At 46.1% G+C, this 13531-nt stretch carries 14 protein-coding genes; 13 read left to right on the forward strand and 1 reads right to left on the reverse strand.

All coding sequences use genetic code 11. The annotated features are described in order from the left end of the window. The first annotated feature begins 12 nt into the window (after positions 1 to 12). The 13 genes from A8806_RS16430 (at position 13) to A8806_RS16485 (ending at position 12141) form a co-directional block, all read left to right on the forward strand. Positions 13 to 687, forward strand: a complete 675-nt coding sequence (locus A8806_RS16430) for a response regulator transcription factor (protein WP_109732293.1) — start codon at positions 13 to 15, stop codon at positions 685 to 687. Further along, positions 684 to 1916 carry a sensor histidine kinase gene (locus A8806_RS16435; RefSeq protein ID WP_109732294.1) on the forward strand — a complete coding sequence of 411 codons (1233 nt, stop codon included), beginning with the start codon at positions 684 to 686 and terminating at the stop codon, positions 1914 to 1916. The genes A8806_RS16430 and A8806_RS16435 overlap by 4 nt, the downstream gene beginning before the upstream one ends. 132 nt (positions 1917 to 2048) lie before the next feature. After that, positions 2049 to 2720 (forward strand): polyphosphate polymerase domain-containing protein, encoded by a 672-nt coding sequence (locus tag A8806_RS16440; protein ID WP_242996139.1) that lies wholly within the window; start codon positions 2049 to 2051, stop codon positions 2718 to 2720. 50 nt (positions 2721 to 2770) lie between these two features. Continuing rightward, positions 2771 to 2914, forward strand: a complete 144-nt coding sequence (locus A8806_RS26910) for a hypothetical protein (RefSeq protein WP_330405395.1) — start codon at positions 2771 to 2773, stop codon at positions 2912 to 2914. Next, positions 2914 to 3441 (forward strand): DUF4956 domain-containing protein, encoded by a 528-nt coding sequence (locus A8806_RS16445; RefSeq protein ID WP_330405396.1) that lies wholly within the window; start codon positions 2914 to 2916, stop codon positions 3439 to 3441. The genes A8806_RS26910 and A8806_RS16445 overlap by 1 nt, the downstream gene beginning before the upstream one ends. Before the next feature lie 11 nt (positions 3442 to 3452). Continuing rightward, complete coding sequence (locus A8806_RS16450) at positions 3453 to 5255, forward strand: CotH kinase family protein (RefSeq protein ID WP_109732296.1); 1803 nt, start codon at positions 3453 to 3455, stop codon at positions 5253 to 5255. Between the two features lie 211 nt (positions 5256 to 5466). Beyond that, the gene (locus tag A8806_RS16455) at positions 5467 to 6243 is read left to right on the forward strand and encodes a basic amino acid ABC transporter substrate-binding protein (protein WP_109732297.1); all 777 of its coding nucleotides are present in this window, start codon (positions 5467 to 5469) and stop codon (positions 6241 to 6243) included. A gap of 14 nt (positions 6244 to 6257) precedes the next feature. Beyond that, complete coding sequence (locus A8806_RS16460; protein WP_109732298.1) at positions 6258 to 6950, forward strand: amino acid ABC transporter permease; 693 nt, start codon at positions 6258 to 6260, stop codon at positions 6948 to 6950. Continuing rightward, positions 6940 to 7686: an amino acid ABC transporter ATP-binding protein gene (locus tag A8806_RS16465; protein ID WP_109732299.1), complete on the forward strand. Its 747-nt coding sequence runs from the start codon at positions 6940 to 6942 to the stop codon at positions 7684 to 7686. Before A8806_RS16460 ends, A8806_RS16465 begins: the two co-directional genes overlap by 11 nt. A gap of 212 nt (positions 7687 to 7898) precedes the next feature. Next, positions 7899 to 9629 carry an A/G-specific adenine glycosylase gene (gene mutY / locus A8806_RS16470; RefSeq protein ID WP_109732300.1) on the forward strand — a complete coding sequence of 577 codons (1731 nt, stop codon included), beginning with the start codon at positions 7899 to 7901 and terminating at the stop codon, positions 9627 to 9629. A 124-nt stretch (positions 9630 to 9753) separates the two neighbouring features. After that, complete coding sequence (locus tag A8806_RS16475) at positions 9754 to 10356, forward strand: TetR/AcrR family transcriptional regulator (protein WP_109732301.1); 603 nt, start codon at positions 9754 to 9756, stop codon at positions 10354 to 10356. A gap of 27 nt (positions 10357 to 10383) precedes the next feature. Then, positions 10384 to 11307, forward strand: a complete 924-nt coding sequence (locus tag A8806_RS16480; RefSeq protein WP_330405397.1) for a diacylglycerol/lipid kinase family protein — start codon at positions 10384 to 10386, stop codon at positions 11305 to 11307. A 15-nt stretch (positions 11308 to 11322) separates the two neighbouring features. Then, entirely contained in the window at positions 11323 to 12141 is an 819-nt protein-coding gene (locus A8806_RS16485; protein ID WP_109732303.1) for a glycerophosphodiester phosphodiesterase, read from the forward strand. Between the two features lie 179 nt (positions 12142 to 12320). Here A8806_RS16485 and A8806_RS16490 read toward each other — a convergent pair whose 3' ends face one another. Then, positions 12321 to 13478 carry a tyrosine-type recombinase/integrase gene (locus A8806_RS16490; RefSeq protein WP_109732304.1) on the reverse strand — a complete coding sequence of 386 codons (1158 nt, stop codon included), beginning with the start codon at positions 13476 to 13478 and terminating at the stop codon, positions 12321 to 12323. Positions 13479 to 13531 lie beyond the last annotated feature (53 nt).

Genomic DNA, 13531 nt, shown 5'->3' on the forward strand with positions numbered 1-13531 from the left:
GGCGGGACGACTATGAAATTACTGTTTGCTGAGGATGAACCGGAGATGTCAGAGGCAGTTGTGGATATTCTGACGTTTCATAAATATGTAGTGGACGCTGTTTTTGACGGGGAAGAAGCGCTTGCCTATGCGCGGGAAGAGCATTATGACGGGATTATACTCGATATTATGATGCCAAAGAAGAGCGGGCTTGAGGTGCTGACGGAACTTAGAAAGGAGGGCTTAAGGACACCGGTCCTGCTTTTGACAGCGAAAGCCGAGGTGGAAGACCGGATACAGGGGCTGGACCTCGGGGCTGACGATTACCTTCCGAAGCCATTTGTTATGGGGGAACTTCTGGCGAGAATCCGGGCAATGCTGAGAAGGCGTGAGGAATTTACCCCGGACATTTTAAAATGCGGCAATATTGAGTTGAATCTGCACAGCTATGAACTGAGCGGGAATGGTCAGGCTTTCGTACTACCGAAACTGGAATATCAGCTGATGGAGCTCCTGATGCTGAATCAGGGAATCTATCTTTCTTCAGAGGACCTTCTTGTCAAAGTGTGGGGATACAATACAGATGCAGAGCTGGGGACCGTGTGGGTCTATATTTCCTATCTCCGCAAAAGGCTGTCGGCCCTAAATGCAAATGTGGAAATCAAGGCAAAACGCAATATTGGTTATACTCTGGAGGTAAACGAATGATAAAGACGCTTCAGAAAAGATTTGTCACGACAGCCATGCTGGCTATAACCATACTGCTGCTTGTCCTGTTAGGGGCGATTAATATAGGTTATTCCCTTATATCAGGACGGCAGGAGGGTGTGATGCTTGATATGCTTTCCCAGAACGAGGGGATGGCTCCGCCGGATATGGCACCTCAGGGAAAAGAAAAGAAGGGGTTTCTGGAGCCGCCTATGAACGAAGATACAGCCTTGTCGGCGAGATATTTCCTTGTGCGCCTGAATGCAGAGGGGGAAACCGTACAGGTTGATATAAGCCGGATTTCGTCTGTGACAGAGGCTCAGGCTGTGGAGTATGCAAAGGAAGCGGTACAGCGTACCGGTGATACAGGCAGCATACATTCATTTAAGTACAAATCAGCCCCTGCACGTGACAATAGGGGACAGGTTATTATATTTCTGGATACGACCCTCCAGCGCCATTCTACGATGATGGTGCTCTTTCTTTCCATATTTATAGGAATTCTGTGCTGGGGCTGCATGCTCCTGCTCGTGATTCTGCTTTCTAAGAAGGCGATTCTTCCGATAGCAAGAAATATGGAGAAGCAGAAGCAGTTTGTTACGAATGCGGGACATGAGATCAAGACACCGCTGGCCATCATCATGGCGAATACAGATGCAATGGAACTGCACGGCGGGGAAAGTAAGTGGAGCCGTAACATCCGTAATCAGACGATCCGCTTAAATGGCCTGATGCAGAATCTGCTGACACTTTCAAAGATGGACGAGGCAGGGCCTAAGCTTATGAAAGAGGATTTTTCCGTCAGCAGGCTTCTGGAGGACACGCTGCACCCGTTCTATGAATCCGCGGCATTAAAGGGGATTTCCATTCATGAGGACATCCAGCCTGATGTGATGATCCATGCGAATCGCGAGAACATCATGCAGCTGATATCAATCTTGCTGGATAATGCAGTAAAATATACGAACAAAGATGGCGAGATCGGCGTAATCCTGAGAAAGGATGACCGTAAAGTCAGGCTGCATGTAAATAATACCTGTGACAGTCTGCCGGAAGGGACACCGGAAAAGCTGTTTGACAGATTCTACAGGGGCGACAGCGCAAGGACCCAGAAAAGCGGGGGCTACGGGATTGGGCTGTCAGTTGCCGAGGCGATCGTCGAGGTGCATAAAGGAAAGATTTCCGCAAAATATGAGGGCGGTGGGATTAGTTTTCAAATTGATTTATAGGAGAAATGCTATGCAAAAAGGGATACTAGATGCATAGCATTTTTTTGCGTCTAAAATTCAAATACAGTCTAAGGTTCATCTAAGGTTGCCCATGTAAAGTGTGTGTTAAATAATTATGAAAGGAGTGTTTACATGAATTACAGGCATGAGTGGAAGCACGAGATTAATTTCTCTGACCTGATTACCCTCAGGCAGCGCCTGCGGGCTGTCGCGAAGATAGATGAGAATGCGGCCAATGGAAAGTATGAGATCCGGAGTCTGTATTTTGACAATCCTGCGGATAAGGTCCTCAGGGAAAAAATAGACGGGGTAAACATGCGTGAGAAGTTCCGGATACGTTTATATAATCATGATGTTTCTCTGATTCATCTGGAGAAGAAGAGTAAATACAATGGTCTTTGCCGGAAAGAAATTGCAGAATTGTCTGTATGGGAAGCGCAGGCGATTGCCGGCGGGCAGTATGAATGGATGGCGGACAGTAAACGGGAGCTTGTAATAGAGCTATATAGTAAAATGATGCAGCAGGGGCTCAGGCCCAGAACAATTGTAGATTATATGAGGGAGCCCTTTGTATACGGTCCCGGAAATGTGCGGGTTACTCTGGACTACAATATCCGCACTGGTTTAAGGTGTACGGATATTCTGGATCAGGACTGCATCACGGTCCCGGCGCCGGGAGATCCGATTATCCTGGAGGTGAAATGGGATGCTTACCTGCCCTCGGTAATACGTGATGCCGTGCAACTTCAGGGCCGCCGGACCGCAGCCTTTTCTAAATATGCGGCCGGCAGGGTCTGGGGATAGTATGGTGCGGAGAGTGAAAAAAATACAGTAAATTAAAGGAGAATTATAAAATGACTTTTAATGATATTTTTAAATCCAGTTTTCTTGAGAATGTTTCCAGTATCAGTATTTTAGATATGCTGATTGCCCTTGTGCTCGCATTCGGGCTCGGGATGTTTATTTTTCTTGTTTATAAAAAACGTTTCAGGGAGTAATGTATTCTTCCAGTTTCGGGGTAACCCTCATTGCACTCACAATGATAACGACTGTCGTTATTCTGGCGGTAACATCAAATGTCGTGCTGTCACTTGGTATGGTTGGCGCTCTGTCTATCGTACGTTTCAGGACCGCGATAAAGGAACCACTTGACATTGCATTTTTGTTCTGGTCAATTGCCGTGGGGATTGTTCTGGCAGCAGGGATGATTCCGCTTGCTGTAATCGGGAGCGTCGTAATCGGTGTAATCCTGCTTGTGTTTGTGAATAAGAAATCCTATGTGAATCCATACATCGTTGTAATCAGCTGTGAGAGTCATGACAGTGAGATAAAGGCAAAGGATTTTCTGGATAAACAGGTACAGCGGTGTGTGGTTAAGAGCAAGACCGCGCAGAAAGGGGCGATTGAGCTGAACATGGAGATCCGCATGAAGGAGGAAAATACGGATTTCATTAATATACTTTCTGAAATGGACGGTGTGAACAGTGCCGTGCTTGTCAGCTATAACGGAGAATATATGGGATAGGAGGCGGTGCCATGTCTACACACAGACATATTGATAAGATCTGCTGTGCCGTCCTTTTGGCTGTCTTCATTCTGACGGCCGTATTCTGTAATGCAGAAGCTCTCGGAGTCGAGACTGTCTCGTCTGCTTTTGGGTATGAAGGGAAACTGTTCGATACTTCGTCGGTCCATACAATTGATATAGTAATGGATGACTGGGACGGATTCCTAGAGACATGTACGAATGAGGAATATACGATATGCGCTGTAGTGATTGACAACGAGGCGTATAAAAATGTAGGAATCCGTGCAAAGGGGAATACATCTCTCAGCTCGGTGGCTGCATATGGAAACGACAGGTACAGTTTTAAGATAGAGTTTGACCACTACGATGACGCAAAGAACTACTATGGTCTTGATAAAATCAGCCTTAACAATATTATACAGGACAATACCTATATGAAGGATTACCTCTCATATCAGATGATGGGCTATTTCGGTGTGGATGCGCCTCTTTGCAGTTATGCGAATATTACAGTAAACGGCGAAGACTGGGGCCTGTATCTGGCGGTCGAGGGCGTGGAAGAAAGCTTTCTTACGCGGAATTATGGCAGTGACTACGGAGAACTCTACAAACCTGACAGCATAAGCATGGGCGGCGGACGCGGTAACGGCGGCGGATTCGACATGGAGGACTTCGAAGAACGGTCCGGACAGGACGGGGAGGCAGATACGGAGGAAGACAGCGGCAAAGACACGTCCGGAAAAGCCACGCCTGGCGGCGGGATGAAGCCGGGAGGCCGCGGGCAGCCGGAAGACGGGACGCTGCCTGATATGGATGATATGCCTGATACGGGAACAATGCCGGAAAAAGGTGCCATGCCCGATATGGGGGATATGCCGGAAGATGGTGCCATGCCCGATATGGGTAACATGCCGGGAGATGGTGCCATGCCTGATATGGGTGACATGCCGGAAGATGGGACACTGCCTGAAATGGGTGATATGCCGGGTAACGGAGCCATGCCTGCCAACGGGGGCGGCATGGGGATGGGCAGCGATGACGTCTCCCTAATTTATTCTGATGATGATCAGGACAGCTACAGCAATATATTTGATAACGCGAAAACAAATGTGTCAGACGCTGACAAGGAACGTCTGATAGAGTCCCTTAAGACACTTAATGAAGGCGGGGATATAGAAAGCGTTGTGGATGTGGACGAAGTGATCCGGTACTTCGTGGTGCATAATTTTGTCTGCAATTTTGACAGCTATACCGGTTCTATGATTCACAATTATTACCTCTACGAGGAGGACGGTGTTATGTCTATGATACCGTGGGACTATAATCTGGCCTTCGGCGGTTTCATGTCTGGATCAGATGCCGGAAGTCTTGTCAACTATCCGATTGACACCCCTGTATCGGGTGGCACGGTAGAATCAAGACCCATGCTTGCATGGATTTTCAATGAGGAAGCATACACGGAAATATATCATGAGTACTTTGCAGAATTTATCTCAGAATATTTTGACAGTGGTTACTTTGAGGAAATGATTGATTCCGTCTCTGAGATGATTGCTCCGTACGTGGAAAATGATCCAACGAAGTTCTGCACGTATGAAGAGTTTGAGGAAGGCGTATCGACGTTGAAGGAATTCTGCCTGCTGCGGGCCGAAAGCATAAACGGACAGCTGGACGGCACGATCCCGTCGACGTCTGACGGGCAGGGGGAAGATGACAGCGCGTTGATAGATGCAGGAGACATCGAGGTCTCTGCGATGGGGTCTATGGGAAATATGATGGGGATGGGAGGCTCTAAAAATAAAGGCAGATAAGATATTGTACAGGGAGGTCCGTCAGTGGGCCTCCCTGTACTGCTTACATGAGATGTATCCGGATTCCAGAGAGACACCTTATTAATGATAAGTTTTGCAGAATATTAATGGAAAAATAAGGCTACGTCTTGTTTTTTGGAAAAAACATGATAAAATATAGAGATAATGTGCATTATTATGCATATCAAGAGAAATTTGGAGGAATGAAAAGATGAAGAAGAAAGTTTTAAGCTTATTATTAGTGACAGCATGTGTATTATCTATGACCGCCTGCGGTTCAAAGAAGGAAGCAGATACATCCGATTCAGGAGATTCTGCAAAGAAAGAGACTCTGATTATGGCAACAAACGCAGAATTCCCGCCGTATGAATTTCACGAGGGAGATGAAGTAGTCGGAATCGACGCAGATATCGCAGCAGCAGTTGCAGAGGAGTTGGGAATGGAACTGAAGATTGAGGATATGGCATTTGATTCCATTATCACGGCCGTTAACAGCGGTAAAGCGGATATCGGGGCAGCAGGAATGACAGTAACAGAAGACCGTCTGGAAAATGTTGATTTTACGGATACATATGCAACTGCAACACAGGTTATTATTGTAAAAGAAGACAGCGCTATCACAGGGCCGGATGATCTGGCAGGCAAGAAGATCGGTGTTCAGCTTGGAACAACGGGCGACCTTTATGCAGATGATATCGAAGACGCAGAAGTAGAGCGTTACAACAAGGGATTCGAGGCTGTCCAGGCTGTACAGCAGGGCAAGATTGACGCAGTTGTGATCGACGGTGAGCCGGCGAAAGAATTTGTAAAAGATGCAGAAGGATTAAAGATTCTGGACGAAGCTTTTACAGAAGAAGAGTATGCAATTGCAGTGAAAAAAGGAAATGACGAACTGAAAGAGAACATCAACAAAGCACTTGCTACATTAAAGGATTCCGGAAAGCTGGATGAAATCGTAGCAAAATATATCAGCGCTGACGGCGAGTAAAAGAGGCACCCATTATGTTGCAGACATTCCAGGATAAATTTTATCAAAATTTTATAGAAGATAACCGCTGGAAATATATAGCGGAAGGACTGGGAATTACACTCGAGGTAACCTTCTTCGCAGTTATTATAGGTATCGTCATTGGTTTTCTGGTAGCGATTGTACGTTCTACATATGATAAGACCGGAAAATTAAAAATACTGAATGTTATCTGCAAGATCTATCTGACCGTGATCCGGGGGACCCCGGTTGTTGTGCAGCTGCTGATTATTTACTTTGTTATTTTTGCAAGCACAGATGTGGATAAAGTAATAGTTGCAATCATGGCGTTTGGATTGAATTCAGGTGCTTATGTTTCTGAGATTTTCCGTTCCGGAATCATGTCGATTGACAACGGGCAGTTTGAGGCAGGACGGAGTCTCGGGTTCAATTATGTACAGACGATGATCTATATCATTATGCCGCAGGCTTTCAAGAATGTACTGCCGGCGCTCGGCAACGAATTTATCGTACTGTTAAAGGAGACATCTGTTTCCGGGTACATAGCGCTCCAGGATCTGACAAAGGGCGGCGACATCATACGAAGCCGTACATATGACGCATTGTTCCCGCTGCTGGCCGTAGCCTTCATTTACCTCATCATGGTAATGATATTTACAAAGCTTGTAAATATGCTGGAGAGGAGGTTAAGAAGCAGTGACCACTAATGGAGATGTATTAATAAAAGTAAAAGACCTTCATAAGGTTTATCACAACAGGCTTCATGCATTGGACGGGGTGTCAGAAGAAATCTTAAAGGGCGAGGTTGTTGTTATCGTAGGGCCGTCAGGCTCCGGTAAGTCTACGTTCCTGCGTTCCCTGAATCTGCTGGAAGTACCGACGACAGGGCAGGTTTATTTTGAAGGCGTGGATATTACGAGTAAAGAGACAGACATAGACCGACACCGCCAGAAGATGGGGATGGTATTCCAGCATTTTAATCTGTTTCCTCATAAGACGATCCTTCAGAACATTACGTTAGCGCCCATCAAGCTCTTGAAAAAGAGTAAAGAAGAGGCCGAGGCACGCGCAATGGAGCTTTTGAAACTGGTCGGGCTGGAAGAGAAGGCAAACGCTTATCCGTCCCAGCTTTCCGGCGGACAGAAGCAGCGTATCGCAATCATACGCTCCCTTGCAATGGACCCGGATGTAATGCTGTTCGATGAACCGACGTCAGCACTGGATCCTGAGATGGTAGGGGAAGTACTGGAGTTGATGAAAAAACTTGCGAATGACGGCATGACGATGGTTGTTGTGACACATGAGATGGGATTCGCAAAAGAAGTGGCGACAAGGGTCATTTTCATGGACGAAGGAAAGATAAAGGAACAGGGGGCGCCCAAAGAATTCTTTGAGAATCCGAAGGAACCACGGTTAAAAGATTTCCTCTCCAAGATATTGTAAAATTAAAATATAAGATTCGGTACGGCATTCACTGCCGGCCAGAGGGAGAACCCCGGAGCGATTGATATGCTCCGGGGTTTTTGCAGATGAAAGGGGATTTTTGAGGGAAGGGAATTTCTGAGAAAAGGGAAATTCTTTTTACAAAACATGTGTTCCGTGCTAAACTTATTTCATAACAGATAAATGATAGGAAAAGGACTAAGATAGGATATATGAGATATGAAAGAATAGATAAGGCTGTATTTCTGGAACGCCCGAACCGGTTTATTGCATATGCGGAGATTGGCGGAAAGAAGGAAACTATCCATGTTAAGAACACCGGGCGATGCGCAGAACTTCTGAAGCCTTCGGCACCTGTTTATGTACAGAAGAGTGATAACCCTGAGCGGAAGACGCAGTGGGACCTGATTGCCGTGGAAAAAGGAGATATTCTTGTGAATATGGATTCCCAGATTCCGAACCGGGTCGTTCAGGAATACATAGAAAAAGGGAATCTCTTCGGTGAGAAGCCATATGTAAGGCCGGAGACAACATACGGCAATTCGAGATTTGACCTGTATGTGGAATCCGGGGAAAGAAAAATCTTTATTGAGGTGAAGGGAGTAACGCTGGAAGAAGACGGTGTGGCACGTTTCCCGGATGCCCCGAGTGAGCGGGCGGTCAAACATGTTGAGGAATTGTGTCTTGCTGTAAAAGAAGGGTATGAGGCTTATATTATATTTGTGATCCAGATGAAGCCGATCCGCTATTTTACCCCGAATATGGATACGCATCCCGCTTTCGGGGAGGCTTTGAAGAAAGCAAGGGCTTCTGGTGTCAAAGTGCTTGCCTATGACAGTATAGTGACCCCTGAGAGCATCGAACTGGATCAACCAGTGCCTGTTGTGCTGGGGAATCCGCTCTTAAAAGAGGCTGCACTCCCGCTGGTGGAGTGGTACAGAAGCAGTAAGCGCGACCTCCCGTGGCGGCATGATATAAGTGCATACCGTGTATGGGTTTCTGAAATTATGCTCCAGCAGACCCGTGTGGAGGCGGTGAAGCCGTATTTTGAGAGGTTTTTAAAAGAGCTGCCGACAGTGAAAGAGCTGGCTGAGGTTCATGAAGATAAGCTCCTTAAGCTGTGGGAAGGGCTTGGTTATTATAACCGTGTCAGGAACATGCAGAAAGCGGCCCAGCAGATTATGGCAGATTTTCACGGGGAATTCCCTGAAAGTTATGAGGAGATCCGGTCGCTTGCGGGCATTGGAAGCTACACGGCAGGTGCCATCAGCTCTTTTGCCTATGGAGTGCCGAAGCCGGCTGTTGACGGAAACGTGCTGCGGGTCGTATCGCGTCTTCTTGCAAGGGAAGATGACATTATGAGAGCGAGTGTGAAGACTGGTATAGAGGAAGAGTTGGAAGAAGTGATTCCACCAGACGCACCGGGAGACTTTAATCAGGGGCTGATCGAACTGGGTGCCATCGTGTGTGTGCCAAACGGAGAGCCTAAGTGTGAACAGTGTCCTCTTTCACATCTCTGTCAGGCCCATGAGCAAGGGATTGAGACAGAACTGCCTGTAAGGACAAAGGCAAAGGCCAGGAGGATTGAGAAGAGAACAGTCCTGATTCTGAAAGACGGGGATACACTCGCCATTAAGAAGCGTCCCGGAAAGGGGCTTCTTGCGGGATTATATGAACTTCCCAATGTGGAGGGACATCTTACGAGAAAACAGGTCATAGAATATAGTAATTCCATCGGACTTGCTCCGATCCAGATTAAAAAGGCAGAGAGTGCCAAGCATATATTCAGCCATGTAGAGTGGCATATGATCGGATATGAGATTAAGGTGGATGAATTGGAAAAAAACTGCAGTGAAGAAATGATATTTGCCCGGAAAGACGAAATTGAAGAAAAATACTCCATTCCGTCGGCCTTTGAGGCATACAGGAGATATGTACTTTAATTTAGAGTCCGCTCTGTTTTCTTGAAACCCATATTGATTTATGTTATAATTGCTGTAATATCCTGACAGGTATTATGAGGAACGGTTAAGACTGTATGGCACAACATAAAAGGAGTGTACAGCTATGGGCGATAAAACGGAGTTATCCAGACAGCAGCAGAAGTCTAAAGAGACGAAGGAACGTATCTTCAGGGCGGCCAAACGTATTTTGCAGAAGAACGGATATGAGGAGCTTTCTATAAAGAACATTTGTGAAGAGGCAGGTGTTTCTAACGGTAGTTTTTACCATCACTTTAAGACAAAAGATGACCTGCTTTCCTATTATATAGAGGATCAGCCGAATATCAACCCGGACCTGCTTGATCTGCCGAAGAATGCAGATGAGGCTAAGATTGCTATTATTCATGTATATCTGAACTATGTGGAGTATTGCAGGGAGCTGGGGGTGGAATTCATATCCGGCTATTATGACACGAAGAACCAGGCCCTCAACCCTGCAATCCGCACGGAGCGGCCATATCCGATAGTTACGGTGCAGACATATGTAGAGAAAGCAATACGGGAAGGGATCATTCAGATAAACGTGCGCATTGAGGAGTTTACTACGGATATCCGCATGATTGTAATTGGCAATGTATTTGAATGGTGCCTGAGGAACGGTGAGGCTGATTTTGAGGGAAATATGCGCCGTTCTCTAGGGAAGTATCTGGACAGCACGGTTTCTTAATGAAAGGATAACTGCAAAGGGGTACAGATGATGAAATATACATTTATATTGAATCCAAATTCACGTTCCGGCATGGGCGGCATGATATGGGAAACCATAGAGCCTGAACTGATAAAAAGACAGGTAGAATATGAATGCCTGCGCACGGATTATCCGGGGCATGCCATGAAACTGGTCAGAGAGCTTACGGCTGACCGTGAGGAACATATACTGGCAGTGCTCGGCGGGGATGGCACGGTTAATGAGGTAATTAACGGAATCTGCGATATCAGCAAGGTGACCCTTGGTTATATCCCAACTGGATCAAGCAATGATTTTGCGAGGGGGATGAAGCTTCCGAAGGACCCGCTGAAGGCGTTGGAAGTGATACTGAATCCCGGGGAAATAAAGAAGATGGACGTAGGTCTTCTGACACGCGCCGGAAAAGAGCGCAGATTTGCTGTGAGCACGGGTATTGGCTTCGATGCGGCAATCTGCCACCAGGCAGCCGTTTCTAAGCTGAAGGTGCTGCTGAACCGCCTGAAGCTTGGAAAGCTTACCTATGTGGGGATTGCGCTGAACCGCTTGTTCCATGATAAGCCGGTGAAGGCGGAAGTGACGCTGGATGATGGTGTGACGAAGCAGTATAAGAAGGTATATTTTATTGCCGCTATGAATAATCCTTATGAAGGCGGGGGATTTTATTTTTGCCCGGATGCCAGAAGCAGCGACAGGCAGCTGGACGTGATCATCATATCCAACCTGCCGAAACTGGCCGTACTCCTGCTGCTTCCCACCGCATATAAAGGGTGGCATGTGCATTTCCCGGGAATATCTGTCATGCAGTGCAAAAAGGTGTGCGTGAAGATGGAACGTGCGCTGCCAGTCCACACGGATGGTGAGCCTGTATTTTTAAGGAAAGAAATCAAGGCTGAACTTTTAAAAGAACAGATCAGAGTTATATCAGCCTGAAAGAAGGAACGCATTATGGCTGGAATTATTACAGCAGTTGTGATCGTATATTTATACTTATTTATGATAGCACCGCGGATGACACAGCGCGGACTGATGAAGCCTTTTCTGGGAACACACTGGGCCCACAGAGGGCTTCACTGCATTGAAAAAGGAATACCTGAAAATTCTATGAAGGCATTCCGGATGGCGGTAAAGGAAGGGTTTGGGATTGAACTGGACGTGCACCTGACCAGAGACGAAAAATTAGTTGTCTTCCACGATGACACACTGAAGCGGGTATGTAAAAGACCAGGAAAAGTGGAAGACATGACCTACGAAGAACTGAAAAGCTGTTACCTGAGCGGGACTTCGGAACGGATTCCGCTTTTTTCGAGCGTTTTGAAATATGTAGACGGCAGAGTCCCGCTGTTGATCGAAGTAAAGCTCCCAACACAGGACACAAAGATCTGTGCCAGACTGTCGGAGGAACTGGCGGATTACAAAGGAGCCTTCCTGATCCAGTCCTTTAATTCCCTTGTAATCCACTGGTATAAGAAACACCGTCCGAAGGTCCTTAGAGGGCAGCTTTCTTCAAATTTGGTGAAAAGTGACAGGAGCCCGCATTATCTGCTTCGTTTTTGCGTAAAATATTTGTTAAGTAATTGTTACACAAGACCTGACTTTATTTCATACAAGTTACAAGACAGCCATAACCTGAGCCTGTGGCTCATACAGCACCTGTTTCTTTCGCCGGTGGCGGTGTGGACGCTGAAAACGGCGCAGGAGGCGGAAGAAGCAGAGCGGCGGTTTGATATGTATATTTTCGAAGGAAACGGCTGGCAGAGTGTGTAAATTCAAAAGATTTTGTTAAGGTTTTAGTAACAATTATAGAAATCCGTGTATCCATTATAATTACGATATTCTTTTATAAAAATAGCTTAACCACGCGGTTTATCGGTGTTTTTATTTGCTCGATCATGTGATTTTTTGAATAGCAATTATTGGTTTTGTAGGGAGTCGTTAGTAACACGTTAGTAACAAACTTTAATTTTTTCAATTTCTGCTCTCAGGGCATCTATGTCACGGTGCCCGTATACCTTATTTGTTACGTCCGTGAAAGCATGGCCCAGCATTCTCTTGCGATCATTCTCGCGGACACCGGAGTCCTCACAGAGCTTGGAAAAAGTGTGCCGACAGTCGTGCGGAGTGTGCGGTGGGTCCTGCACCATATCAAACTGCTCCATGAGTGCTGCCATCTCTTTGCGAAAAGCATCTGGCGTCATAGGTAGAAGCTGATCGTATTGCGCCAGCCTTTGCTTCACCAGAGGAAGAATTGAAGAATGGATGGGCACTATTTTATTCTTGGAGGCGGGTGTCTTTATGCCGCCTTTGAAATAGTTATCCTGTAAGTAAATTTTTACCACGTTCAGTTCTCCAATCCTCAGACCAGAATAGCAGAGGATCAGAAGCGTTATGGCTGTATCATTTTCTTTGGCCTGCCAGAATTTTTTTAGCTCTTGCTCTGTAAACGGTACTCCATGCACATCATCATTTGCGATATTTACACGGAGGGGAAGAGCAGGATTTTCCGGAACATATTTCTTATCTTTGGCATAAGCCCCCATCTGTTTCTGCAGGCTTACCATTCGCTCGATGGAGGCGTGCTTTAATTTTGAATTATCTATTATGTCCTGCATCTCCTCAAAGTTAATGCTTGAATAGATTTTTCCATGCAAAGAAGCAAAATTCTGGAATGATGCACGTACACCTCTCAGGGTGGATTCTGCATATTCTTTTTTCCCACAGTATTTCCAATTGTAGAACTGGTGATAGACTTCATCGAATGTAGGTCCTTTGTCAGATTCCTTTTCTTCTGTCTTTATGGTCCGGTTGTAATCAGCCAGAATCTGTTTGGCAAGATCATTCAAGTCACCGCCGTCATGCTTTAGCTTTTTAAGGTCCTTTTCCATTCCCGGGGTATATGTTCCAGCTTTGTACGCGGTCAGGACAGCGAATCCTACATACCAGTCATCAACATAACACAGGGCTTTTGGAGTGCATGGTATCCCTGTTTCAGAAAATTCGGTCGTTGGTGGGTGGACAGCATAGGGATTCCGGCGGTTTTTGCCTAAATATTTTATGCTGCCGTATCCGTTTGGGAGTTTTGGTCTTTTCTTTTTCTTTGGCATATGTACATCTCCTTTTTAAATTTGGGTATAAAAAAGACAGCCTGTCTCTTGCA

Origin of the sequence: Faecalicatena orotica (assembly GCF_003149245.1) — a bacterium.
Taxonomy (GTDB): domain Bacteria; phylum Bacillota; class Clostridia; order Lachnospirales; family Lachnospiraceae; genus Faecalicatena_A; species Faecalicatena_A orotica.